A 25769-nucleotide genomic window follows, 5' to 3' on the forward strand; every position below is an offset into this window, starting at 1 on the left:
CGGCCAACCTGAACGAAAACAATCCCTCACCTGGGCATTTCATGAGAAGAGGGCCTCCTCCGCGTCGAAATCGACGGGATGAGGCCCCCTCCGGGACAGCTGTGGTCAGGCGCCGGCGTCCTGACGCTTCATACGGGCCGTCTCACGTGCACGCGTGTTCGCGTCGAGGTTCACCTTGCGGATGCGGACGACCTCGGGGGTCACTTCCACGCATTCGTCGTCACGGGCGAACTCGAGGCTCTCCTCGAGCGTCAACTGGCGCGGGGGCGTCATCGACTCGAAGGTGTCGGAGCTGGCTGCACGCATGTTGGTGAGCTTCTTCTCCTTGGTGATGTTCACGTCCATGTCATCGGCGCGCGAGTTCTCGCCGATGACCATGCCCTCGTAGACCTCCTGCGTGGGCTGCACGAAGAACGACATGCGCTCCTGCAGGGCGATCATCGCGAACGGGGTGACGACACCCTGGCGGTCGGCGACGATCGAGCCGTTCTGGCGCGTCGTGATGGAGCCGGCCCACGGCTCGTAGCCGTGCGAGATCGCGTTGGCGATGCCGGTGCCGCGGGTCGTGGTGAGGAACTCGCTGCGGAAGCCGATGAGGCCGCGCGACGGGACGATGAACTCCATGCGCACCCAGCCGGTGCCGTGGTTGGTCATGTTCTCCATGCGACCCTTGCGGTTCGCGAGCAGCTGCGTGATCGCGCCGAGGTGCTCCTCGGGGGTGTCGATCGTGAGGTGCTCGAACGGCTCGTAGGTCTTGCCGTCGATCTTCTTCGTGACCACCTGCGGCTTGCCGACGGTGAGCTCGAAGCCCTCGCGACGCATGTTCTCGACGAGGATGGCCAGCGCCAGCTCTCCACGACCCTGGACCTCCCACGCGTCGGGACGTCCGATGTCGACGACCTTGAGCGACACGTTGCCGATGAGCTCCTTGTCGAGACGATCCTTGACCATGCGAGCCGTGAGCTTGTGGCCCTTGACCTTGCCCATGAGCGGCGAGGTGTTGGTACCGATCGTCATCGAGATGGCGGGGTCGTCGACCGTGATGGCCGGCAGCGGACGCACATCCTCGGGGTCGGCGATGGTCTCACCGATCGTGATGTTCTCGAAGCCGGCGATCGCGACGATGTCGCCGGGGCCGGCGGACTCGGCGGGGTAGCGCTCGAGGGCGCGGGTCTTCAGGAGCTCGGTGATGCGAGCGTTCTGGTGGGTGCCGTCAGCGCGGACCCAGGCCACCGTCTGGCCCTTCTTCAGCGTGCCGTTGAAGACGCGCAGCAGCGCGAGGCGACCGAGGAACGGGCTGGAGTCGAGGTTCGTGACCCAGGCCTGCAGCGGTGCCTCGTCGTCGTAGGACGGCGCGGGAACGTGCTGGAGGATCGCCTCGAACAGCGGCTCGAGGTCGTCGTTGTCGGGCAGCGAGCCGTCAGCGGGACGGTTCTGCGATGCAGCGCCGGCACGGCCGGAGGCGTAGACCACCGGCACGTCGAGCAGAGCGTCGACGTCGAGGTCGGGCACGTCGTCGACCAGGTCGGAAGCGAGACCCAGGAGCAGGTCGTGCGCCTCTTCCTCGACCTCCGCGATGCGGGCGTCGGGGCGGTCGGTCTTGTTGACCAGGAGGATGACGGGGAGCTTCGACTCCAGCGCCTTGCGCAGCACGAAACGCGTCTGCGGGAGCGGGCCCTCGCTCGCGTCGACCAGCAGCACGACGCCGTCGACCATGGAAAGGCCGCGCTCGACCTCGCCACCGAAGTCGGCGTGACCGGGGGTGTCGATCACGTTGATCGTGATCTCCTTGCCCTCGGCGTGCTTGCCCTTGTAGGTGATCGCCGTGTTCTTGGCGAGGATCGTGATGCCCTTCTCACGCTCGAGGTCGTTCGAGTCCATCGCGCGCTCGTCGACGTGGGCGTGCTCGCCGAACGAGCCGGTCTGGCGGAGCATCGCGTCGACGAGCGTGGTCTTGCCGTGGTCGACGTGCGCGACGATAGCGACGTTGCGGAGGTCAGAGCGGAGGGCGTGCGCCATGCAGGAGTCCTAAAAGATGGTGGGATGTGCCGAGAAACCGACGTTCCAGGATAGCGCACGCACAGGGACCGTTCCTGAACAGAGGCCGTAGCATCGAGATCGTGACCCAACTCCCGGCTGACGGTGCCTTCCTCACGGCCCCCTCCCGCGCTCGGCTGTGGTGGGAGATCGCGATCGTGCTGGCGCTCGGCCTCGGCCAATCCGCCGTGTACGCGATCGTCCAGCTGGCCTACCGCCTCACGGACGAGACTCCCCTCGCAGACCAGACGGCGACGCTGAATCCTTCGCGCAGCGACCGGGAGATCTTCGACCTGATCTACCAGATCCTGTCGATCGGCTTCTCGCTGGTGCCGGTCATCCTGGTCTGCTTCCTGCTGTGGCAGACGTCCCGACCGCACCTGGGTCGGCTGGGGCTGGACGGGACGCGCGTCGGTCGGGATGCCGGCCGCGGGATCCTCCTGGTCCTCGCCATCGGCATCCCCGGACTCGCCCTCTACCTCGGAGGCCGCGCACTCGGCCTGTTCGTGGCGGTGAACCCGGCAGGTCTCGATGCGCACTGGTGGACGGTTCCGATCCTGCTGCTCGCCGCCGCCCGCGCCTCCCTGCAGGAGGAGTTCGTCGTGCTCGGCTACCTGTTCGCCCGTCTGAAGCAGCTGGGCTGGAGCCCCTGGACGATCATCATCGCGACCTCCGTGCTGCGCGCGAGCTACCACCTGTATCAGGGGCCCGGCGCGTTCGTCGGCAACCTCGCGATGGGGCTGCTGTTCGGCTGGCTCTTCCAACGCAGCGGCAGACTCCTCCCGTTCCTGGTGGCGCACTTCCTCATCGACGCGACCGTCTTCGTCGGCTACCCGTGGGCCGCGGCCACCTGGCCCGCGCTGTTCGGACTGCCCGGCTGAACCGCCGTCCCGGTCGTTGCCTTCCCGTGCATCGCAACCTAGGTTGTGGAGCAATTGCTCGCGAAGAAGGGTCGAATCCCATGAAACGAATGTCCTCCACCATTGCCGTTGTCGCGATCGCTGCGGCGGTGCTCGTCATCCCGGCATCCCCCGCCTCCGCGGGTGCTGCCATCGGGCCATATGCGTCGAACGCGCAGTGCAATGCCGACAGAACCGAATACGTGCGCAGCGGTGGTCGAGCCAATGCCTGCGGCAAGGGCGTCGGCGGCTGGTACTACGCCACGTACTGACCGGATCCCGACACGGGGCGCGTTGACTCGCCTCTCCGTGCCACCTAGGCTCGACCTACCCACGCTGATGTGGGTCATATCCGGGGGGAAATGAAATGAAGAAGAAACTGCTCGCATCCGCTGCAGGCCTGGCTCTCGCTGCGGGAATGGTCATGGGCGGCGCTGCCGCCGCGCAGGCCGCTTCGTGGTTCGGCCCGTTCACCGATTCGGCATACTGCCAGGCTGAACGCCGAATCTTCATGCAGGAGGGGTACAACGTGGGGCCGTGCGTGCACCGCCCCAACCTGCCCGGGAGTTGGTTCTCCTACTCCTGAAGCGACGCCGAGCAGTCGGTAGCGACCGGCTGCTCGGCGCGCTCTTTCTCCGCGGCGAGACTCAGCCGTTGGCGACGAGGAGGACGGAGATCGTCGCCCAGACGGCGATCACGACGAGGGCCACGAGTGCCCGCCCGTCCCAGGTGCGACGGATCGCACCGTTCTCCGTCGAGTCGGCCGCCTGCCAGCGATCACGGATCTCGGTGAGATCGCGGACGCCGGCCGGCACCTTCTGCTCGTCTTCCTCTCGCATGCGGCTGCGGCGCTGGCGCGCATGTGCGGGACCGCCGAAGCAGGTGACATCGGTGTCGTCCTCGAGAGAGAACACCAGCTGCCAGCGCATGTCGACGTCGCGCACGCGGCCCCATCCGAACGACGTGCGGCGCAGCATGTTCTGAACGACGACGCCACCGTCATCCATCCGCACGTGCGAGACGAAACTCAGCTCGTAGATGATCCAGAGGCCGAGCAGCACCCAGGGCGCCAGGAGCAGCATCTGCCCCCAGCCGCCTCGGGCCACGGCGTCTACGAGGAGGAACAGAGCCAGTGCCCCGGTCAGGACCATGGTGATGACCCCGGAGGGCGCACGGAGTGTCCGTGCGCCCTCCGGGGTGGGGACAGCAGTCACGATCCGGTGCCGCCCAGAGGGATCGAAACCCCCGGAATCGCCTTCAGCAGGCGATCCGTGTACTCCTGCTGCGGGTTCGCGAAGATCTCGTCCACCGTGCCCTGCTCGACGAGCTTGCCGCGCTCCATCACACAGACGAAGTCGCTGGACACACGCACCACCGCGAGGTCGTGCGTGATGAACAGGTAGGTGAGGTCGAGTTCCGACTGCAGCTCGGCGAGCAGCTTGAGGATCTGATCCTGCACCAGCACGTCGAGCGCCGACACAGCCTCATCGAGGATCACGATGTCGGGCTTCAGCGCCAGAGCGCGCGCGATGGCGACACGCTGCCGCTGCCCTCCGGAGAGCTCGTTCGGATATCTGGTCGACAGCTCACGCGGCAGCGACACCTGATCGAGGAGTTCGTGCACCCGCTCGCGCCGGGACGCCTGGTCGCCGATGCGATGGATGTTCAGCGGCTCCGCGATCGTGTTGCCGATGTTGCGCATGGGATCCATCGACCCGTACGGGTCCTGGAACACCGGTTGCATCCGCCGCCGCAGCCCGAACGCCTGGGCGCCCGAGAGATGCGAGACGTCCTGGCCGTCGATCTCGATGAGCCCGGACGTGGGCGCCTCGAGCTTGAGCAGCATCTTGGCGACGGTCGACTTGCCGGAACCCGACTCTCCGACCAGCGCCAGGGTCTTCCCGCGCGGGATCTCGAACGACACGTCGTCGACGGCGCGGAACGCCTCGCTGCGGAAGTTCCCCTGGCGAATCCGATAGTCCTTCGTGAGTCCGGCCACTCGCACGGTGGGCGCGGCGTCTGCCAGGTCTTCGACCTTCTTGATGCCGCGGTCCTCGACGACCGCCTGGATCCGCTGGGAGGCGATGCTCGGCGCAGCGCCGACCAGTCGCTTCGTGTACGGATGCTGGGGGTTCTCGAGGATCTCGCGACTGGGACCGGCCTCGACGATGTCGCCGCCGTTCATCACGATGATCTTCTCCGCACGCTCGGCTGCGAGGCCGAGGTCGTGCGTGATGAGCAGCACCGCGGTGCCGCGATCCCGCGTGAGCGAAGCCATGTGATCGAGGATGACCCGCTGCACCGTCACGTCCAGCGCACTGGTGGGCTCGTCCGCGATCAGCAGCTTCGGATCGGCCGCGAGACCGATGCCGATGAGTGCGCGCTGACGCATACCACCCGAGAACTGGTGCGGGTACTGGTGCAGACGCCGGTCGGCGTCGGCGAGCCCTGCCTGCTTCAACACCTCGACGGCGCGATCGCGCACCTCGCCACGTCCCGAAGCCAGACCGTTCGCACGGACCGCCTCCTTGACCTGGAAGCCGATCGACCAGACCGGATTGAGGCTGGCCATCGGATCCTGCGGAACGAAGCCGATGTCCTTTCCGCGGACATCCTCGATCTCGTGGCGGGTGAGCTTCGTCAGCTCACGCCCCTCGAGCGTGACGCTTCCGCCGGTGACCTTCCCGGTACCCGGGAGCAGGTTGATGATCGCCGCGGCGGTCGTGGACTTGCCGGAACCCGACTCCCCCACGATCGCGACGGTCTCACCCGCATGGACATCGAAGGAGACGCCGTGGAGGACTTCCCGCTCGCCGCCCTGTCCGCGGAACGAGACCCGAAGGTCGCGCACGCTCAGGATCGGCTCGGTGGGTCGCTGTGCGTGACCGCTCATCGCTGTGCCCTCGCCTTCGGGTCGAGAGCGTCTCGGATGAGCTCGCCCAGCATGATGAACGCGAGCACCGTGACGGTGAGCGCGATCGAGGGGTAGATCAGCGACATCGGTGCGATGCGCAGAGAGGTCTGCGCGTCGCTGATGTCCTTGCCCCACGACATGATGTCGCCACCCGGTCCGCCGCCCAGACCCACACCGAGGAAGGTCAGAGTGGCTTCCGCGACGATCGCACCGGCGAGGGCGAGCGTCGCGAGCACGAGCAGCGGGGCGATCGCGTTCGGGATCACGTGCGAGAGCAGCGTGCGGAAACGCGAGAGTCCCAGCGCGCTGGAAGCGGTGACGAACTCCGCCTGCCGCACACGCAGGATCTCGGCACGGACGACGCGCGCGGTCGATGCCCACGCGAACCCGCCGATGGCGAGCGAGAGGGTGAAGACGTTGCGGAAGTCCGAGTACACGGTCATGACGACCACGGCGGCGAGCACGTAGGGGATCGAGAAGAAGATGTCGCCGATGCGCGACAGCACCGCGTCGACCCATCCGCCGTAGTAGCCGGCGAGTGCGCCCATGACCAGTCCGAGGCCCGAACCGATGATCGTCGAGATCAATCCGACGCTCAGCGAGGTGCGGGAGCCCCACACGATGCGCGAGTAGATGTCGCATCCCTGGAACGTGAACCCGAGCGGATGCCCCGGAGCGGGTCCCCCGTTCGAGTTCGCGAGCTCGCAGCCGTTGTTCGGCGGAGTCTGGGTGAACAACGTGGGCCAGACGGCCATGAGCAGGACGATCCCGATGATCACCAGGGAGAACCAGAACATGGGGCGACGGCGCAGGTCATGCCAGCCGTCCCGCCAGAGACTGGCGGGCTTGCCCGAGACGACGACCGCATCGGTCTTGATGGCGGCCTGCGTCACCGGAGCGACGTAGTGATCTGACTTTTCAACTGACATAGCGAATCCTCGGGTCGAGCAGTCCGTAGAGCAGATCCACGAACAGGTTGACGAGAACGTAGATGATCACGAACACCGTCACGAACGAGACGATCGTGGGGCCCTCGTGCTTCAGCGTCGCGTGGAACAGGGTGTTTCCCACGCCCGGGATGTTGAAGATGAACTCCGTCACCGTCGCACCCACCAGCAGCACACCGAAGTTCGTCGCCGAGTTCGTGATGACCGGGATGAGCGAGTTGCGCAGGACGTGCACAGGGATCACACGACCGCGCGAGAGGCCCTTGCTGTACGCCGTGCGCACCCAGTCCTGGTTCAGTGTGTCCAGGACCGATCCACGCATCAGACGCATACTCGTGGCGAACAGGCTCAGTCCGAGAACGATCGCCGGGAGCCACAGGTCGCCCCAGTCGTTCTGCCCGCCCACCGTGGCGCGGAACCACCCGAGCTTGATGGCCAGGAAGTACTGCGCCAGGAACGCGACGACGAAGATCGGCATCGACAGGAAGATCAGCGAGACGACGAGTGCCCCGTTGTCGAACAGCTTGCCCTTGCGCAGCGCCGAGAACGTTCCGACGACGATCGCGAGCAGGAACTCGATCCCGATGGCCATGATGGCCAGGCGCCCGGTGATCGGGAGCGTGCGTGCGAGCACCTCGTTCACGGACTGCCCCGAGAACGTGGTGCCCATGTCACCCTGGAACACACCGAGGATGTAGTAGTAGTACTGCACCAGGAACGGCTCGTCGAGGTGGTACTGCGCACGGATCGCCTCGAGCAGCGCCGGTGCAGGTGGCTTGTCGCCGAACAACGCCGCGATGGGGTCGCCCGGCATGAGGAAGACGAGTGCGTAGATCAGCAGAGTGGCCCCGAAGAACACGGGGATCAGCTGCAGCAGTCGTCGGATGATGTACGAGAACATCCCTCTCCTTTCATGGAGGTGACATTCCCACGGACACAGCTGCGAGGCGACGACGTGAATCCGTCGCCGCCTCGCAGCTCAGTCGCCCATGGGGACTACTTCGTCTTGGTGATCTCGTAGTAGAGCGGCACGGAGTTCCAGCCGAAGGTGACGTTGTCCACCGACTCGCCGAATCCACCGGACACGTTCTGGTACCAGAGCGGCACGGCCGGGAGGTCCTCGAGGAGGATCTCCTGAGCCTGCTGGTAGTCCTTGATCGCGTCAGCCTGGTCGCTCGCCGAGGCGCCCTTGGCGAGCAGCTCGTCGAACTCGGGGTTGGCGTAGTCACCGTCGTTCGACGATGCACCGGTCGAGTACAGCGGGAACAGGAAGTTGTACAGACCCGGGTAGTCGGCCTGCCATCCCGAACGGTTCGCCGTCTGGATCGTGCGCTTGCCGTCGGCACCGCGCTCGTTCACCGTCGCGCGCAGCGTGGCGAAGTCCACGAACGGAGCTCCGGATGCCTCGATGCCGAGGGTGTTCTTGATGGAGTTCGAGACCGCGTCGACCCAGGCCTGGTGAGCGCTGTCCGAGTTGTAGGCGATCTGGAAGGTTCCGGACCACGGCGAGATGGCGTCGGCCTCGGCCCACAGCTTCTTCGCCTCGTCCGGGTTGTAGGAGAGCACGTCGGCTCCGGCGAGCTCGTCGCTCCAGCCGTCGATCACCGGGGAGGTGAAGTCGCTGGCGGGGGTGCGGGTGCCGTTGAAGATCTTGTCGGTGATCTCCTCGCGGTTGATCGCCATGGACAGTGCCGCACGACGCAGCTTGCCCTCTTCGCCGGCGAAGTGCGCGACCTGCTCGCCGATCGTGAACGACTGGAAGATCGCGGCCGGCTGGTTGACAGCACGGTCGCCGAGCTCGTCCTCGAACGTCGCGATCGACGTGTCGGGGATCGCGTCGAGCACGTCGAGCTCACCCGAGAGGAGGTCGGCGTACGCGGCGTCGAGCGAGGTGTAGAAGGTGACGGTCAGACCACCGTTGACGACCTCGCGGCCACCCTGGTAGTCGTCGTTCTTCACCAGCGCGATGCTGATGTCGTGCTGCCATGCACCGTCGCCGTCGAGCTTGTAGGGCCCGTTGCCGATCGGGTTCTCGCCGAACGCGGCCATGTCGTCGAACGCGACGTCAGGCAGCGGGTAGTAGGCGGAGTATCCGAGGCGGGTCGCGAAGTCGGTCGCCACGGGAGAGGTCAGCTCGATCGTGAAGCTGAGGTCGTCGACCTTCTTCAGGCCGGTGAGCTCGGCGTCGGCGGAGTCGCTGAAGCCGACGATGTCGCTGAACCAGGACTGGTTGAGCTGCTTGTTCGAGAGGAGCGCGCCGTAGTTCCACGCCTTGATGAAGTTGTCGGCCAGCACGTCGGTGCCGTCGGTGAACTTCTGGTCCTTCTTGAGCTTGATCGTCAGCTGAGTGGGGCTGTCGACCGTGATCTCCTCGGCCATGTCGTTGACGAGCGCACCCTTGCCGTCGTAGTAGGCGAGTCCGGCGAAGATCGAGTCGAGGATCTTGCCGCCACCGACCTCGTTGGTGTTGGTCGGGATCAGCGGGTTCTCCGGCTCCGACCCGTTCGCGGTGATGACGGCCGAAGCGTCGCCGGTGGGCTTGTCGGAATCGTTGTCACCAGAACCACTTGCGCAGCCCGCGAGCGCCATGGCGCCGATCGCGAACAGCGCGACGCCCGCGAGGGCGATCTTGTTGCGCTTCACTTTTGTCCTCCTGTGGACTCGAACATGTTTCCACCCACGCGCCATCGCGCAGGCAGGGATAGTTGAGCGTAACCCGCGCCTCGCCGCGCGCCGCACTCGGCTAATCCATCGTTACTGAGTGGTGATCAACGTGTGACATGTACGAAACACCTCCGACGACGCAGAACGGCGCCGGCACACCCCCACGGGTGGCACGACGCCGTTCGGATCGGTCGGTGCGTGTCAGGCGAACGCCTCGATCGGCGGGCATGCGCAGACGAGGTTGCGGTCGCCGTAGGCCTGATCGATGCGGCGCACGGGCGGCCAGTACTTCCCGGCGACGAGGGCGTGCACCGGGTAGGCCGCGTCCTCGCGCGTGTAGGCGTGGTTCCACTCCCCCGCGATCAACGAGACAGCGGTGTGCGGCGCGTGCACGAGGGGGTTGTCGTCCGCAGGCCATCGGCCCGCAGCCACCGCGTCCGCCTCGGCCTTGATCATGATCATGGCCTCGATGAACCGCTCGATCTCTGCCAGGTCCTCGGACTCGGTCGGCTCGACCATCAGCGTGCCCGCGACCGGGAACGACATGGTCGGCGCGTGGAAGCCGTAGTCGATCAGTCGCTTCGCGACGTCGTCGACCGTGATACCGGTCGCTTCCTTGAGCGGACGCAGATCGAGGATGCACTCGTGCGCGACCCGTCCGTCCTCGCCCGCGTAGAGCACCGGGTAGTGCTCGCCGAGCCGCACCGCGATGTAGTTCGCCGAGAGGACGGCCGCGGCCGTCGCCCGACGCAGACCGTCGGCGCCCATCATCCGGACATAGGCCCAGGAGATCGGGAGGATGCCCGCGGAACCGTAGGGTGCGGCCGATACGGCGCCTCCCTCGAACACGAAGCCGCCGGCGTGCTCCGCGCGCTGGGCGAGCGGGTGGGCGGGCAGGAACGGCGCGAGGTGGGCCTTGGCCGCCACCGGCCCCACACCCGGACCTCCACCGCCGTGCGGGATGGCGAAGGTCTTGTGCAGGTTCAGGTGCGACACGTCGCCCCCGAGGTCACCGAACCGTGCGTACCCCAGCAGCGCGTTGAGGTTCGCACCGTCGACGTAGACCTGTCCCCCGGCGTCGTGCACCGCGGAGGTGATCTCCACGACGTCCTGCTCGTACACGCCGTGCGTCGACGGGTAGGTGATCATCAGCGCGGAGAGCGAGTCGGCGTGCGCGGCGATCTTGGCGCGGAGGTCATCCAGGTCCACGTTGCCGAGCTCGTCGCACGCGACCACGACGACCTTCATACCGGCGAGCACCGCCGAGGCCGCGTTCGTGCCATGCGCGGACGACGGGATGAGGCACACGGTGCGCTGGGCGTCGCCGTTCGCGAGGTGATAGCCACGGATCGCGAGCAGTCCGGCGAGCTCGCCCTGGGAGCCGGCGTTCGGCTGCAGCGAGACCGCGTCGTAGCCCGTGACCTCTGCGAGCCAGGTCTCGAGCTGATCGATCAGCTCGAGGTAGCCCGCCACATCGGATGCCGGAGCGAACGGGTGGATACCTGCGAACTCGGGCCACGTGATCGCGGCCATCTCGGTCGCGGCGTTGAGCTTCATGGTGCACGACCCCAGCGGGATCATGCCCCGGTCGAGGGCGTAGTCACGGTCGGCGAGGCTCTTGAGGTAGCGCATCATCGCCGTCTCGCTGCGGTGCGCGTGGAAGACCGGGTGGGTCAGGTACTCGTCCTGACGCAGCAGTGCCTCGGGCAGCGCACCGTGCGAGCCGCTCTCGAACCAGCCGAACGCCCGCTGCTGCTGGCCGCCGAACACCATGGCGACCTGGTGCAGCTCGCCGAACGTGGTGGTCTCGTCGACCGCGATGCTGATCGTGTCGGCATCCGCGACGTTCAGCAGGATGCCGTAGCCGTCGTGCGCCTGCGCGGCGTACTCCGCCGCTCGCCCGGGCACACGCACCTGCACCGTGTCGAAGAACGCGTCGTGCGCGACCTCCACGCCGGCCTCGACGAGCCAATCGCGGAGCCGGAGCGCCTTGTCGGCCACCTGGCGGGCGATCTCGCGCAGGCCGTCCGGCCCGTGGTAGACCGCGTACATCGACGCCATGACGGCGAGCAGCACCTGAGCGGTGCAGATGTTGGACGTCGCCTTCTCGCGGCGGATGTGCTGTTCGCGCGTCTGCAGCGAGAGGCGGTAGGCCGGCTTGCCGTCGGCGTCGACCGAGACACCCACCAGTCGTCCGGGCAGCTGCCGCTCGAGACCGGCGCGCACCGCCATGTAGCCCGCGTGCGGACCGCCGAAGCCCATCGGCACTCCGAAGCGCTGCGTCGTGCCGACCGCGACATCGGCGCCGAGCGAGCCCGGAGAGGCGATCAGCGTCAACGCGAGGAGGTCGGCCGCGACCACGGCGAGACCACCGGCGAGATGCGCGGCGTCGATCACGGCCGAGGGGTTCCACACGTGGCCGGATGCGCCGGGGTACTGCACGAACACGCCGAACAGCTCCGCCGGGAGCTCCTCTCCTGCCGCGATGTCGACCGCCACGAGCTCGATGCCCACGGCGTCGGCGCGGGTGGCCAGCAGGGCCTTGGTCTGCGGGAGGGCGTCGGTGTCGACCGCGAACACGTTCGACGTGGACTTCGAGGCACGACGGGCCAGCAGCATCCCCTCGACGACCGCGGTCGACTCGTCGAGCATCGAGGCGTTCGCCGTCGAGAGCCCGGTGAGCTCGGAGACCATGGTCTGGAAGTTGATGAGCGCTTCCAGACGTCCCTGCGAGATCTCCGGCTGGTAGGGCGTATACGCCGTGTACCAGGAGGGGTTCTCGAGCACGTTGCGCTGGATCACCTGCGGGGTGATCGTGCCGTAGTACCCGAGGCCGATCATCGGCCGGTTCACCGCGTTGCGCGAGGCGAGCGTGCGGAGCTCGGCGAGCGCCTCTGTCTCGCTGGCGGCACGGGGGATCACGGACGCCCCGGCATCGGTGAAGATCGAGGACGGCACGGCCTGGCGCATCAGCGCGTCGACCGGGCTCCCGTCCTCGAGCGGTGAGGTGACCCCGAGCGCGTCCAGCATCGTGCGCTGGGCGGCATCGGTGGGTCCGATGTGACGATCGGCGAAAGAGACCACTGGAGGATCAGCCCTCCGTGAGTGCGACGTACGCGTCGCGATCGAGCAGCCCATCGAGCGCACCGGCCGCGACGGAGACCTTGATCAGCCATCCGCCGGCGAAGGGTTCGGCGTTCACGAGCGAGGGGTCGTCGACGACCGCGTCGTTGATCTCGACGACGGTTCCGGCGACGGGCGCGTACAGCTCGCCCACCGACTTGGTCGACTCGATCTCTCCGACGACGGAGCCGGCGGTGAGCTCGGTGCCGACGGCAGGCAGCTCGACGAACACGACGTCACCCAGCTTCTCGGCGGCGTAGTCGGTGATCCCGATCGTGATCGTGTCGCCGTCAGCGGCGATCCATTCGTGCTCTTCGGTGTAGCGCAGTGCGGTGAGGTCGGTCATTTGGTCCTCCGGTAGAAAGGCAGGGCGGTCACGGTCGCGGGGATCTTCGTCCCCCGCACATCCAGGAATACTGCGGTTCCCTCTTCCGCGGAAGAAGGAGTCACGTAGGCCATCGCGATCGGGTGGCCGAGGGTGGGGCTGAGGGCGCCGCTGGTGATCTCACCCAGCACGGTGCCGTCTTCCGCGACGACCGCGTAGCCGGCACGACCGGCGCGCTTGCCGTCGGCGACGAGGCCGACGAGTACCGGTGCATCGGCAGCGGCGGGGGTGGCGTCCTTGCCGACGAAGCGCTCCTTGTCGGCGGCGACCACGCGGCCGAGACCGGCCTGTGAGGGCTTCGTCTCCCGGCTGAGCTCGTGGCCGTACAAGGGCATGCCCGCCTCGAGGCGGAGCGTGTCGCGCGCGGCGAGTCCGGCGGGGACGAGGCCGTGGCCCTCCCCTGCGGCAGACACGGCATCCCACAGGGCGCCGGCGTCTTCCGCGCGGACGAGGAGCTCGAACCCGTCTTCACCGGTGTAGCCGGTGCGGGCGATCAGCAGCGGCTCGCCGAGGAACGAAGCATCGGCCCAGGAGTAGTACTTCTGCTCCGCCCACGGCGTACCGAGATCGGTGATCCCCGCCGTCGCGGCGACGATGGCCGCCGCGGCGGGCCCCTGCACGGCGAGCAGCGCGTAGGAGTCCGACACGTCTTCGACGTCGACGCCGCGATCGCCGAGGAATCCCGCGAAGCTGCGCTCCTCGCCGTCCGTGCGGGTGGGAAGCGCGCGCTCGGGGATCGAAGGGAAGTCCCGCACGCGCGCGGCGAAGGCGGAGTCGACGAAACCGCGGTTGCCGGCATTGGCGATCACCAGGTAGCGGTCCTCGGCGAGCCGGTACGCGATGACGTCGTCGATGATCCCGCCGTCGTCTGCGAGCAACAGCGAGTACTTCGCCTTCCCGACCGGCATCGAGGAGATGCGTCCCGCGAGCGCGAAGTCGAGGAAGTCCGCGGCGTACTCGCCCGTGACCAGGAACTCGGCCATGTGCGAGATGTCGAAGAGACCGGCAGACTGGCGCACCGCGTGGTGCTCGGCGAGGTCGGAGGTGTAGCGCACCGGCATCTGCCAGCCGCCGAAGTCGGTGAACGAGGCACCGAGTGCCTCATGGCGCTCGCGGAGCGGGGTGTAACGGGGATCGGACATGGAGTTCTCCCGGATGTGGACGGGCGGAACGGCGGCATCGCCGATCCGAGGAACTCCCCCTCTGTCATAGGCCTGAGAGCTTCACCTGTGCACGGAGCAGGGCTTTCACCGTCGGCGGACCCCGAGAGCATCGGAATCGCTTTTCAGAGTGGCCGGAACCGCGCGGTACGCGTTACCTGAGAGATTGGCGGGGAGGCTTGCTCCTTCGGTGCCCGGCTGCGTTCGCCAGGGCTCTCCCGCGTGGGTCATTCGGCCTGTCTTCAGTTGTGGGTTCAGTCTAGCCGGATGCCTCGTCCGGATGAGAGCGCACTCCTGGCGCGTCCGTACCGCCCGCGGAGTGAGCGGGCGGCACGAGACCGCGAACAGAGCAGAGCGTGCAGAAGCGCATGCTCAGAGCCCGGCGAGCTCCGCACGGACTTCGTCGCGGAGGCGTCCGAGGTTGTCGGGCTCCGGTGCGGCGCCGAGGAGGGTCTTGGTGTACTCGTGTCGCGGGTTCAGGATGACCTCGTCCGCGGGACCGCGTTCGACGACATCACCGTGGAACAACACCATGATCTCGTCGGAGAAATGGCGGGCGGTCGCGAGGTCGTGGGTGATGTAGAGCACGCCCAAGTTCTCCTCGCGTTGCAGGTCCGCGAGCAGGTTCAACACCCCCAACCGGATCGATACGTCCAACATCGATACCGGCTCGTCCGCGACGATGAACCGGGCCCCCGGCGCCAGTGCTCGCGCGATCGCGACACGCTGCCGCTGCCCACCCGAGAGCTCATGCGGGCGCCGATCCGCGAACCCCGCCGCCGGTGTGAGCTTGACACGATCCAGCAACTCCAACGCCCGCTCCCGCACCTGGACCCCCGACAGTTCGGGGTGATGCAACCGCAACGGGCGCTCGAGATGATGGGCGATCGTGTGGAACGGGTTCAACGACGCGAACGGGTCCTGGAACACCATCTGCACATCCGACCGATACCGCGCCAACGCGTTACCCCGGGTGCCCGACGGCTTCCCATCCAACAGGATCTCCCCACGGGTCGGGGTCTCCAACTTCATCAACATCCGCGCGATCGTCGACTTCCCCGACCCCGACTCCCCCACCAACGCCACCGTCTTCCCCGCAGCGATCGTGAACGACACATCCTTCACCGCATGCAGAGTCGTCGTCTTGAACCCCGAACGCAGGTGGAAGTCCTTCACCAGATTCCGCGCCTCCAACGTGGGAACCCCGACGGGCGTGTGTGTGGTGGTCATCGGACCTGCTCCTGACTGGGCTGATTCCCGGTGCGCACGAAATCGCCCCGCTCCCCCGCGAGCGACGGGAAACTCGACAACAACTTCTTCGTGTACTCATGCTGCGGCGACCGGTAAATCTCCTCCGCCGTGCCCTCCTCCACGATCTGCCCCTGCAACATCACCGCGATCCGATCACTGATCTCGATCAACATCGGCAGATCATGCGTGATGAAGATCACCGCGAACCCCAACCGCTCCCGCAACCGCATGATCTCCCGGATGATGCCCCGCTGCACCACCACATCCAACGCCGTCGTCGGCTCATCCATGATCATCACCTGCGGATCCAACGCCAACGCCATCGCGATCATCATCCGCTGACGCATCCCCCCCGACAACTCATGCGGGAAACTCGTCAACCGGGCCGGATCCACCCCCACCAACGTGAGCAACTCCTCCGCCCGCACCGTCTTCGCCTTCTTGCTCATCCCGGGGCGATGCGTGTCGAAGATGTCGAAGATCTGCGCCCGCACACTGATCACGGGATTGAGCGAGTTCATCGCGCCCTGGAAAACCATCGAGATCTTGTCCCACCGGAACGCCCGCAAACCCTCCCCATCCAAACCCACGATGTCGATGTCCTGACCTGCGCGGTCGTGGAACACGATCTCGCCGCCGGTCATCAACGCCGGCGCCTTCAACAACCGATTCATCCCATACGCGAGCGTGGTCTTCCCACAGCCCGATTCGCCGGCGAGCCCGAGGATCTCGCCTCGATTCAGCGTCAGGGACACATCCCGCACCGCCTTCACGGGCGGGTCGACCTCATACTCGATCGAGACGTTCCGTGCGGTGAGAACGGGCGCGCTCATGCCGTGACTCCCTTCGTCTTGGCAGCCTTGCGCACGCGACGGGCGGCGTCAGGGGCATTGCGGAGTTTCGGGTTGATGACCTCGTCGATCGCGAAGTTGATCAGCGCCAGACCGGCGCCGAGGATCGCGATCATGACGCCGGGTGGCACGAACCACCACCAGGCGCCGCGGCCGAGCGCCTGGCCCGACTGCGCGTCGTTGAGGATCGTGCCCCACGTGATGGAGGAGTTCGGTCCGAGGCCGAGGTACGACAGGCCCGCCTCTCCGAGGATCGCGAAGATGATCGCGAACAGGAACTGCGCGGTCAGCAGCGGCAGCAGGTTCGGCATGATCTCGACCAGGATGACCCGGAAGGAACGCTCGCCGGCGACTTTCGCGGCGTACACGTAGTCGCGCGTGCGCAACGAGCGGGTCTGCAGCCGCAGCACATAGGCGGCGCCGGCCCACGAGGTGATGCCGAGAACGAAGGCGACGAGCTGCCAGCTGCGCTGCGGTACGAAGGAGGCGATCACCATGACGAGAGGAAGGCCGGGGATCACGATCATCACGTTGGTGATGAGCGCGAGCCCGTCTTCGCGCCATCCGCCGAGGTAACCGGCCAGGACACCGAAGACCAGCGACAGGACGATCGCGATGCCGCCGGCCACCAGGCCCACCAGGAGCGAGCCCTGCGCACCGATCGCGAGCTGGGCGAACATGTCGTTGCCGAGCTTGGTGGTGCCGAGCCAGTGCTCGGCCGACGGCGGCTGCAGAGCCGGGTTGTCGGTGCTGCGCGGGTTCTGCGAGAAGATCGGCGCGATGATCGCGAACAGCACGATCGCGAGCACGAGGATCGCACCGACGATGAACTTGGGCGAGCGGCTCGGGAGCAGCCCGCGCCCCTTGCGCTTCTTCTGCGTCGCGAGCGTTATCGTGCTCGCGGGAGACGTGGTCGGCTGATCCTTGACGATCAGAGTCGAGGTCGTGTTCTCGGTGTCAGACATTCTGGCGAGCCCTCGGGTCGATGAATCCGTAGACGAGATCCATGATGAAGTTGGCGGCGAGCACCGTGATCGTGATGACGAGGAACAGCCCCTGCATCAGGGCGTAGTCGTTGTTGGTGACGGCCTGGAACATCAGCTTGCCGATGCCGGGGTAGGTGAAGACCTGCTCCATCACGATGGAGCCGGCCACGACGAACCCGAGTGTGATCGAGAAGCCGGCGATCGACGGGATCGCGGCGTTGCGCGCGGCGTACGTGGTGAGGATGCGACGCGGGCGCAGGCCCTTCGCCTCTGCCGTGAGGACGTAGTCCTCGGCGAGGGTCGAGACCATCATGTTGCGCATGCCGAAGAGCCAGCCTCCGACCGAGCTGATCACGATGGTGAACGCCGGGAGGATCGCGTGCGACACCGCATTGGTGAAGAAGGCCCAGGTCGGCTCGGGGCCGTCCGGGAAGTCGAAGACGTCGTATCCGCCGAAGATCGGGAACCAGCCCAGCCCGACCGCGAAGATCGCGACCAGGAGCAGCGCCATCCAGAAGTAGGGAATCGACTGCAGGACCGTGGTGGCCGGGATCACGTGGTCGACCCAGGTGCCCCGCTTCCAGCCCGCCCAGGCGCCGAGCACGACGCCGAGGATGAAGGAGATGACGGTGGCGGTGCCGACCAGGATCAGCGTCCAGGGCAACGCCTGACCGATCAGGTCCGCGACCGGGGTGGGGAACTTCGTCACCGAGACGCCCAGGTCGCCCTGGAACATCCGCCCCCAATAGGCCAGGTACTGCTCCCAGACGGAGGAGTCGTCGCCGCCGAGCAGGAGCTTGATGTTGCGGATCGTGGTCTCGGAGACCTCACCGCCCGCTCGCTGCATCTTGGCGATCATGATGTCCGCCGGGTTCCCCGGCATGAGCCGGGGAAGCAGGAAGTTGATGGAGATCGCGGCCCAGAGCGTGAACGCGTAGAACCCGATTCGTCGTGCATAGAACTTCATGTACGTTCCTAGACTTCCTGCTTCCCCGACTGCTGTCGGACTACTTGGCCGGCTGCAGCTGCGTCAGGATGTACCCTGCCGCGATCGCGCCCCACGACGGCGGGAAGGCGTAGAGGTTGTCCTCGGTCGGCCACCCGGTGAAGTCCTTCGTGTTGTAGAAGGTCTGCGTCGCGTTGATCACCAGCGGGATGTAGGGAAGGTCACGGACGATCTCGGTCTGGATCGTGCCGTAGAGCTCCTTCTTCTCCGCCTCGTCGTCGGTGCTGACGGCCGCCTGGATGGCTGCGTCCACCGTGGGGTTGTTGTAGCGGCTGAAGTTCCAGCGACCTGCGGGGATCTCCTCGCCGACCGGGCTCGTCGACTCCACGGTCGTGCCGCCGAACCAGTCGCGGTAGATCTGGAAGGGGTCGGCGACGGAGGTGCCGACGACACCGCCGACGATGAGCTGGAACTCGCCGCCCTGGCGTGCGTCGGAGAACTCCTGCCACTGGACCGTCGAGGCGTTGACCTTGATACCGGCTGCGGCCGCCTGCTCGGCGATCAGCTTCGCGGCGTCGTTGTAGTCGGTCCATCCGTCGACCGAGATGAGGTTGAGATCGAGCGGAACGCCGTCCTTCGCGTAGAAGTCGCCGTCCTTCGTGTAGCCGGCGGCCTCGAGGATCTTCCCGGCCTCCGCGGCGTTCGCCTCCTGCGGGCTGACCTCGTTCGCCTTGTCCGCGACCCACTTCTCGTCACGGGGCAGCAGAGCGAACGTCGGAGAGATGTCACCGGTCAGACCGACGAACGCCTTCTCCTTGATCGTGCCGCGGTCGATCGCGACGTTGAGTGCCTGGCGCACGGCGACGTCGGTCTGCGGACCGGTGCAGCCGAGGTCGGCGTTCGAACAGGTGTAGAGGACCGTGGGGTCCTGGGGCGTGTTGATCCAGTCGATCGCGCCGTTGGAGGTCACGTCGTCCGGGTTCGGGATGAACATGCCCGTCCAGTCGAGCTTGCCTGCGGCCAGCAGATCCTGTGCGGTCTGGTTGTTGTCGACCGCGATGTACTGGACCTTCTTGACACCCAGCTTGTCGGCGTCGCGGAAGTTCTCATTGGCGACCAGCGTGTAGGACTCGCTCGTGGTCTTGTCGACCACGTACGGCCCCGAGCCGACGGGCTCCTCGTTCGCGAAGTTCGCGAAGTCGGTGACGTCCGCCCAGACGTGCTCCGGGAGGATGTAGGTCGAGCCGAGTCGCGCGAATGTCGTCGTGAACTGCGGGCTGCTGTAGGTCAGCACCACGGTCGTGTCGTCGGTGGCCTCGGCGGAGGTCAGGCCGTTGCCTTCGGGGTTGTTGCCCTCGTAGTTGAACGAGAACGCGACATCCTTGGCGGTGAGCGGCTCTCCGTCGCTCCACTTGAGGTCCGGCTTGATCGTGATGGTGATCACGGTGCCGTCTTCGTTGTACTCGTAGGTGTCGCCGATCAGGCCGACGGGCTCGGAGTCCGCCGTCTTGTTGAAGAAGAACAGCGGCTCGAAGATCGGGCCGAGCGCGCCGTGGAGCACGGTCGGCGCGAACGGGTTGTAGTTCGCGGTGATGGGAGTCTGGCTACCCGCCCAGACACGAAGGGCGCGATCTCCGCTCGCATCCCCGTTGTCACCACTTCCGCCGGTGCCGCAGGCGGTGAGCCCCAGTGCGAGGACGGAGGCCCCCGCGACTGCGGTGAGCGCGATCTTGCGCTTGCCGTTACGCATCATTCTTGTGTTTCCTCTCGGTGCTGCACTGCAGGAGGGATATCTCCCGAAGGAGGCCGGTCTCCAGGGGCGGTGACCGGGTGCCCCTCCGGTGTGCGCCTGTCGGGACGCTGTGAAGGGGTTTGTTAGGACAGTAACCTAACAAAACCTCAACGGGGGAACAAGCCCCGCCGGTCCCGGGAGATAACGTTTCGGACTCGACGGAGAACGTCGTCATGAAGGTGCACTAATTGTCACCGTGACACTAAGATCGTTCTCGGAGGTTAAGGTACCAATGACCCAAACCAGTGACATCCGCGTCGCCGTCTCGACGGTCATCCTCACGCTGCGTGCGTCAGCCGAGGAGGAACCGGTGCTCGCGCTGCCGCTGGTGCGACGGACCCGAGAGCCCTTCGCCGACCGGTGGGCACTGCCGGGCGGGTGGCTCACCCACACGGAGTCGCCCGTCGACGCCGCGGCGCGGACACTCGGGGAGACCACCGGCCTCGCGCCCAGCTATCTGGAGCAGCTCTACGCGTTCGGAGCCGTCGACCGCTCCCCCACCCGCGTCGTGTCCCTGGTGTACTGGGCGCTCCTGCGTCAGGACGATGTGGTCGCCCAGAGTGCGGCCCATCTCGCCTCCGGCCGCGCTCCCGAGAACGTGCAGTGGTTCGACATCGACGCGCTGCCCCCTCTCGCCTTCGACCACGCGAAGATCATCGAGTACGCGCTCTGGCGCCTGCGCAACAAGGTCGGCTACAGCCGCGTCGCGCACGGGTTCCTTCCCGCAGAGTTCACGCTCGCCGACCTGCGCGAGGCGTACGAGGCCATCCTCGGCAAGCACCTCGACCCGGCGAACTTCCGCCGTCAGGTCGAGTCCACCGGCAATCTCCTCCCCACCGACCGCTTCCGCACGGGAAGCCACCGACCTGCACGTCTGTACCGCTACAACACCGATGTCGAGCTGGCCGATCGCGGCCCGCTCGGTTCCGAAGAAACGAGCACCCGATGAGCATCACCTTCGTCCCGACTCCCGCGGTTCCTGCCATCGACGCCTCCGTCGATCACGCGATCCAGGCGATCGTGACGGGCGCGTCGACCGACGCGACCTGCAGCACCGACCTCGCGGCCGGCCCCTGGGACTTCGACATCCGTCCCGGCTACGGGCCCGGCTCGTCGATGGGAGACGTCATCCCGACCGGGGCGCCGCGTCAGGGCGAGCTCCCCTCCGCGTACCGCGAGGCCGACGAAGAGGAGCTCCACGAGCGCATCCGCGCGGCCAAGGCCGCTCTCGGCGATCGTGTCGTCATCCTCGGCCACTTCTACCAACGCGAAGAGGTCGTGCGGCATGCGGACTACGTCGGCGACTCGTTCCAGCTCGCCACCGCCGCCAAGGGGCGACCGGATGCCGAGGCGATCGTCTTCTGCGGCGTGCACTTCATGGCCGAGACCGCCGATCTGCTGTCCGGGCCCGAGCAGGCCGTGATCCTCCCGAACCTCGCCGCCGGCTGCTCCATGGCCGACATGGCCGACATCGATCAGGTCGAGGAGTGCTGGGAGCAGCTCTCCGAGGTCCTGGGCGACCTCGACGCAGTCGACGAGGAGGGGCGCGTGCCGGTCATCCCCGTCACGTACATGAACTCCTCCGCGGCGATCAAGGGCTTCGTCGGTCGGCACGGCGGCATCGTCTGCACCTCATCGAATGCGCAGACGGTGCTGGAGTGGGCGTTCGCACGCGGCCGCCGGGTCCTGTTCTTCCCCGACCAGCACCTCGGCCGCAACACCGCCAAAGCCATGGGCGTGCCCCTCGAGCAGATGCCGATGTGGAACCCGCGACGTGCGCTGGGCGGTTCCAGCGCCGAGGAGCTCGTGGAGTCCCGCGTGATCCTCTGGCACGGTTTCTGCTCGGTGCACCGCCGCTTCACGGTCGGCCAGATCGATCAGGCGCGGGCCGAACATCCCGGAGTGCGGGTGATCGTGCACCCGGAGTGCCCGATGGAGGTCGTGGATGCCGCCGACGAGGCCGGTTCCACCGACTACATCCGCCGCGCGATCGACAACGCCACGGAGCCGACGACCTTCGCGATCGGTACCGAGATCAACCTCGTCCGCCGGCTCGCCGCGCAGTATCCGCAGCACGAGATCTTCTGCCTCGACCCGGTCGTGTGCCCGTGCTCCACGATGTACCGCATCCACCCCGGCTACCTCGCCTGGACGCTGGAGGAGCTGGTCGCCGGTCGCACCCCCAATCGCATCACGGTGTCGGCGGACGTGGCCGATCCGGCTCGGGTGGCTCTGGAGCGCATGCTGGCCGCGAAGCCCCCGGTCGTCGACGCTCCGCAGACCCCGGTGGCGGCGAGCGCGCGATGAACGTGATCGTCGTCGGCTCGGGCATCGCGGGACTCACCGCGGCCCTGCACGCGCACGAGGCCGGCCACGTCGTCACGCTCGTGACGAAGGGCGCGCTCGGAGACGGCAGCACCGGTTTCGCGCAGGGCGGCGTGGCCGGGGTGTACGGCGCGGGCGACTCCGCGGAACGGCATGCGCGAGACACCGTGGACGCCGGCGCCGGTCTGTCCGACCCGGTGGCGGTGTCGACGCTGGTCGCGGAAGGGGCGACACGGATCGCCGAGCTGATCGCCCGCGGTGTGGCGTTCGACCGCTCCCCCGACGGGGAACTGCTGCTCGGCCGGGAAGCGGCGCACAGCCACGCACGCATCGTGCACGCCGGAGGCGATGCCACCGGGGCCGCGATCTCGCATGCACTCTCCGCCGCTGTGCGCGGGGCAGGTATCCCGGTCGTCGAGCGAGCGTTCCTGGTCGACCTCGTGATCGTGGACGGCGTGGCCCGCGGCATCCGGATCCTGGTCGACGGAGCCCCCGGCGAACTCGAGGCGGATGCCGTGATCCTCGCGACAGGCGGAGCCGGACACCTCTACGCCCACACGACGAATCCGGTGGGAACGACCGGCGACGGGATCGCCGCAGCCCTCCGCGCCGGCGCCGCGGTGGCCGATCTGGAGTTCGTGCAGTTCCACCCCACCATCCTCGACTCCGCCCCCGCGTTCCTGGTCTCGGAGGCCGTGCGCGGCGAAGGGGCGACCCTGATAGACGCCGACGGGCGGCGTTTCATGTTCGATGTGCACCCCGACGGCGAACTCGCCCCCCGTGATGTCGTGTCGCGCGCGATCGCACGCCAGGCCGCGGCGCAGGGTTCCCCGGTGCGGCTGGATGCCACGATGCTGGGGGCGACCACACTGGCACGGCGCTTCCCGACCATCGACCGTGTGACCCGCGAGCGCGGGTTCGACTGGGCTCGCAGCCCGATCCCGGTCACCCCCGCGGCCCACTATCTGATGGGCGGGGTCGTCACCGACCTCGACGGGCGCACCAGCATCCCCGGCCTGTTCGCGGTGGGCGAGGTCGCCAGGACCGGCGTGCACGGAGCGAACCGTCTCGCATCGAACTCGCTCCTGGAGGGAGCCGTGTTCGGTGCGCGAGCGGCGGCGGCCCTGGATGCGCCCGCTCCGGCCAACGGCCCCGCGCACACGCACACGCACACGCACACGCACACGCCGAGTGGACACGAGCACGCCGCGCCCGACCACCCCGTCGCGCGGACCTTCTCCCGCGCCGCCCTGCAGCAGCTGATGTGGAATCAGGTGGGTCTCCTCCGTACCGACGACGGACTGGCGCACGCGCAGGAGACGATCCGCTCCTGGCGCTCCGAGATCGCCGCCCGGCGCAGCGTGACCGATCACGAGGACGCGAACCTGCTGCTCCTCGCCCATGAGACGGTGTCTGCGGCCCTGCAGCGCACCGAGTCCGTCGGTGCCCATTTCCGCGAACCCGCTCTGATCGGAGTCTGATGCTCACCGCCGCCACCCTGACCCGCGTCGTCGGAGCCGCCCTGGAGGAGGACGCGCCCTGGGGCGATCTCACCAGCACGACGCTGCTCCCCGCAGACGCCACCGCCACCGCCGACCTGGTGGCCCGAGAATCCGGCGTGTTCTCCGGCGGCGAGGTGTTCACGGCCGCGTTCGCCTTGACCGACGCATCGATCACGGTCGACCAGCACTTCGGCGACGGAGACCGCTTCGTCCCCGGCGACGTGCTCGCCTCGGTCTCGGGATCGGCTCGCGGCATCCTCACCGCGGAGCGTGTCGCGCTGAACTTCGTGCAGCGGATGAGCGGCATCGCGACCCTCACGGCCGCCTACGTGGCGGCGGTCGACGGCTCGCCGGCACGCATCGTGGACACGCGCAAGACGACGCCGGGCCTGCGTGCCTTCGAGCGCCATGCTGTGCTCTCGGGCGGTGGTCGCAACCACCGCTACTCCCTGTCGGACGCCGTGATGGCCAAGGACAACCATCTCGCCGTGATCGCGCGCTCCGGCATCGACCTCGCCACGGCTCTGCGCGATGCGCTCTCCCGCCTCCCGCACACGGTGCACGTGGTGGTCGAGGTCGACCGGCTCGACCAGATCCCGGCGGTGCTCGACGGAGGCGCGCACACCGTGCTTCTCGACAACTTCTCGCTCGAGGACCTGCGCTCCGGCGTCGCCCTGATCGGAGGGCGCGCGATCGCGGAGGCCTCCGGCGGTGTGAATCTCGACACCGTCGGCGACATCGCCCGCACCGGCGTCGACGTGATCTCGGTCGGGGCCCTGACCCACTCCGCACGGGCTCTGGACCTCGGGCTGGATGTGCGGATCTCCTAGTGCTGTACCTCGACCACGCCGCCACGTCACCCGTACGCCCGGAGGTGCTGGAGGCCATGCGCCCCTACCTCACCGAGGTGTTCGGCAATCCCTCCAGCCATCACACCGCGGGGGAAGCCGCGGCGAGCGCGCTCGACGACGCCCGAGCGCGGATCGCCGCGGTGCTGGGCATGCGCGCAGGTGATGTGATCTTCACAGCCGGGGGCACCGAGGCGAACAATCTCGCGGTCAAGGGGATCGCACTGGCGGCGCTCGCACGCGACCGCCGCCACCTGGTCGTGTCTCCGATCGAGCACGAGTCGATCCTGGAGTCCGCGGAGTACCTGCGACGGTTCCACGACGTGTCGGTCACCGCGGTCGCCGTCGACCCCCTCGGTCGTATCGCCCCGGACGCCCTCGCCGCTGCCCTCCGCGACGACACGGCTGTCGTCTCGCTCGGTCACGCCAACAACGAGATCGGCACCGTCCAGGACGTGGCCGCGCTCAGCGCGGTGACCCGGGCCGCCGGCGTGCCGCTGCACGTCGATGCCGTGCAATCCGCGGGGTGGCTGGATCTGCGCACCCTCGGAGCGGATGCGATCTCGATCGCCGGACACAAACTCGGCGCCCCCAAAGGCATCGGCGCCCTGGCGGTGCGGGGCAGAGTGCCTCTGGAACCGCTGCTGCACGGCGGCGGTCAGGAACGCGGGCGGCGATCCGGCACCGAGAATGTGGCGGGAGCAGTCGGACTCGCCACCGCGTTGCAGCTCGCGGAAGCGGAGCGCACGGCCCTCAGCGCCCAGGTCGGCGCTGTGACGCACCGCTTCATCACCGCGGTGCTGGCTCGGATCCCCTCCGCAGCCCTCACGGGCGACCCGCAGCATCGGCTCCCGGCGACGGCGAGCTTCACCTTCGCCGGAACGAGCGGGGAGGCCGTGCTCCTGGAGCTCGAACGGCGGGGCATCGTGTCATCCAGCGGGTCCGCCTGCGCCGCCGGCAGCGATGAACCCTCGCACGTGCTGGTCGCCTGTGGCATCGCTCCGCAGATCGCCCAGACCTCGGTGCGCTTCACCTTCGGCCGCACCGCGCTGCCGGACGATGCGCCCGACCGGCTCGCCGCACTGGTCGTCGACTCCGTGCAGGCGGTCTCGGGCTGACGATACGGCCATAGAATCGGC

22 protein-coding genes and 2 riboswitches are annotated in these 25769 nt (G+C 67.5%); of the genes, 8 read left to right on the plus strand and 14 right to left on the minus strand.

The features are described 5' to 3' along the window. Positions 1-105: 105 nt before the first annotated feature. Complete coding sequence (typA, locus tag FB560_RS11910; RefSeq protein ID WP_141872560.1) at positions 106-2019, minus strand: translational GTPase TypA; 1914 nt, start codon at positions 2017-2019, stop codon at positions 106-108. 101 nt (positions 2020-2120) lie between these two features. On the opposite strand from typA, the gene FB560_RS11915 reads away from it, so the two are divergent. The 3 genes from FB560_RS11915 (at position 2121) to FB560_RS11925 (ending at position 3522) form a co-directional block, all read left to right on the plus strand. Continuing rightward, positions 2121-2918, plus strand: a complete 798-nt coding sequence (locus FB560_RS11915) for a CPBP family intramembrane glutamic endopeptidase (RefSeq protein ID WP_141872561.1) — start codon at positions 2121-2123, stop codon at positions 2916-2918. Between the two features lie 89 nt (positions 2919-3007). Beyond that, a complete protein-coding gene (locus FB560_RS11920; RefSeq protein ID WP_141872562.1) occupies positions 3008-3208 on the plus strand; it encodes a hypothetical protein in 201 nt (66 codons plus the stop codon). A gap of 95 nt (positions 3209-3303) precedes the next feature. Next, positions 3304-3522, plus strand: a complete 219-nt coding sequence (locus FB560_RS11925; protein ID WP_141872563.1) for a hypothetical protein — start codon at positions 3304-3306, stop codon at positions 3520-3522. Positions 3523-3583: 61 nt separating this feature from the next. Here the strand turns inward: FB560_RS11925 and FB560_RS11930 are convergent, their stop codons facing one another. From FB560_RS11930 to FB560_RS11990, 13 genes are all read right to left on the minus strand, one after another. Next, a complete protein-coding gene (locus tag FB560_RS11930; protein ID WP_141872564.1) occupies positions 3584-4150 on the minus strand; it encodes a PH domain-containing protein in 567 nt (188 codons plus the stop codon). Continuing rightward, positions 4147-5829: a dipeptide ABC transporter ATP-binding protein gene (locus tag FB560_RS11935; RefSeq protein WP_141872565.1), complete on the minus strand. Its 1683-nt coding sequence runs from the start codon at positions 5827-5829 to the stop codon at positions 4147-4149. Before FB560_RS11935 ends, FB560_RS11930 begins: the two co-directional genes overlap by 4 nt. Beyond that, complete coding sequence (locus tag FB560_RS11940) at positions 5826-6779, minus strand: ABC transporter permease (RefSeq protein WP_141872566.1); 954 nt, start codon at positions 6777-6779, stop codon at positions 5826-5828. Before FB560_RS11940 ends, FB560_RS11935 begins: the two co-directional genes overlap by 4 nt. Next, complete coding sequence (locus FB560_RS11945; RefSeq protein ID WP_141872567.1) at positions 6769-7698, minus strand: ABC transporter permease; 930 nt, start codon at positions 7696-7698, stop codon at positions 6769-6771. Before FB560_RS11945 ends, FB560_RS11940 begins: the two co-directional genes overlap by 11 nt. 95 nt (positions 7699-7793) lie before the next feature. Then, positions 7794-9440 carry a peptide ABC transporter substrate-binding protein gene (locus tag FB560_RS11950; RefSeq protein ID WP_188895121.1) on the minus strand — a complete coding sequence of 549 codons (1647 nt, stop codon included), beginning with the start codon at positions 9438-9440 and terminating at the stop codon, positions 7794-7796. Between the two features lie 222 nt (positions 9441-9662). Beyond that, positions 9663-12491, minus strand: a complete 2829-nt coding sequence (gcvP, locus tag FB560_RS11955; RefSeq protein ID WP_229673211.1) for an aminomethyl-transferring glycine dehydrogenase — start codon at positions 12489-12491, stop codon at positions 9663-9665. Between the two features lie 61 nt (positions 12492-12552). Then, positions 12553-12930 (minus strand): glycine cleavage system protein GcvH, encoded by a 378-nt coding sequence (gcvH, locus tag FB560_RS11960; RefSeq protein WP_141872570.1) that lies wholly within the window; start codon positions 12928-12930, stop codon positions 12553-12555. Then, the gene (locus tag FB560_RS11965; RefSeq protein ID WP_141872571.1) at positions 12927-14111 is read right to left on the minus strand and encodes a glycine cleavage system aminomethyltransferase GcvT; all 1185 of its coding nucleotides are present in this window, start codon (positions 14109-14111) and stop codon (positions 12927-12929) included. The genes gcvH and FB560_RS11965 overlap by 4 nt, the downstream gene beginning before the upstream one ends. A 54-nt stretch (positions 14112-14165) precedes the next feature. Then, positions 14166-14263: riboswitch (glycine riboswitch) on the minus strand. 1 nt (position 14264) lies between these two features. Beyond that, positions 14265-14360, minus strand: a riboswitch (glycine riboswitch). Between the two features lie 141 nt (positions 14361-14501). Next, a complete protein-coding gene (locus FB560_RS11970; RefSeq protein WP_141872572.1) occupies positions 14502-15359 on the minus strand; it encodes an ABC transporter ATP-binding protein in 858 nt (285 codons plus the stop codon). Continuing rightward, positions 15356-16213 carry an ABC transporter ATP-binding protein gene (locus FB560_RS11975; protein WP_141872573.1) on the minus strand — a complete coding sequence of 286 codons (858 nt, stop codon included), beginning with the start codon at positions 16211-16213 and terminating at the stop codon, positions 15356-15358. Before FB560_RS11975 ends, FB560_RS11970 begins: the two co-directional genes overlap by 4 nt. Continuing rightward, positions 16210-17196, minus strand: a complete 987-nt coding sequence (locus tag FB560_RS11980; RefSeq protein WP_141872574.1) for an ABC transporter permease — start codon at positions 17194-17196, stop codon at positions 16210-16212. The genes FB560_RS11975 and FB560_RS11980 overlap by 4 nt, the downstream gene beginning before the upstream one ends. Next, a complete protein-coding gene (locus tag FB560_RS11985; RefSeq protein ID WP_141872575.1) occupies positions 17189-18184 on the minus strand; it encodes an ABC transporter permease in 996 nt (331 codons plus the stop codon). The genes FB560_RS11980 and FB560_RS11985 overlap by 8 nt, the downstream gene beginning before the upstream one ends. Before the next feature lie 40 nt (positions 18185-18224). After that, positions 18225-19916: an ABC transporter substrate-binding protein gene (locus FB560_RS11990; protein ID WP_141872576.1), complete on the minus strand. Its 1692-nt coding sequence runs from the start codon at positions 19914-19916 to the stop codon at positions 18225-18227. Between the two features lie 271 nt (positions 19917-20187). Here FB560_RS11990 and FB560_RS11995 point away from each other — a divergent pair, with 271 nt between their 5' ends. Genes FB560_RS11995 through FB560_RS12015 form a run of 5 tightly spaced genes read left to right on the plus strand, consistent with a single transcriptional unit; the run spans position 20188 to position 25748 of the window. Then, on the plus strand, positions 20188-20904 hold the full coding sequence (locus FB560_RS11995; protein WP_141872577.1) for an NUDIX hydrolase: 717 nt from the start codon (positions 20188-20190) through the stop codon (positions 20902-20904). Next, entirely contained in the window at positions 20901-22262 is a 1362-nt protein-coding gene (nadA, locus tag FB560_RS12000) for a quinolinate synthase NadA (RefSeq protein ID WP_141872578.1), read from the plus strand. The genes FB560_RS11995 and nadA overlap by 4 nt, the downstream gene beginning before the upstream one ends. Continuing rightward, positions 22259-23761, plus strand: a complete 1503-nt coding sequence (gene nadB / locus FB560_RS12005) for an L-aspartate oxidase (RefSeq protein WP_141872579.1) — start codon at positions 22259-22261, stop codon at positions 23759-23761. Before nadA ends, nadB begins: the two co-directional genes overlap by 4 nt. Beyond that, positions 23761-24612: a carboxylating nicotinate-nucleotide diphosphorylase gene (gene nadC, locus FB560_RS12010; protein ID WP_141872580.1), complete on the plus strand. Its 852-nt coding sequence runs from the start codon at positions 23761-23763 to the stop codon at positions 24610-24612. Before nadB ends, nadC begins: the two co-directional genes overlap by 1 nt. After that, complete coding sequence (locus FB560_RS12015) at positions 24612-25748, plus strand: cysteine desulfurase family protein (protein ID WP_141872581.1); 1137 nt, start codon at positions 24612-24614, stop codon at positions 25746-25748. The genes nadC and FB560_RS12015 overlap by 1 nt, the downstream gene beginning before the upstream one ends. Positions 25749-25769 lie beyond the last annotated feature (21 nt).

Origin of the sequence: Microbacterium saperdae, assembly GCF_006716345.1 — a bacterium.
GTDB lineage: Bacteria > Actinomycetota > Actinomycetes > Actinomycetales > Microbacteriaceae > Microbacterium > Microbacterium saperdae.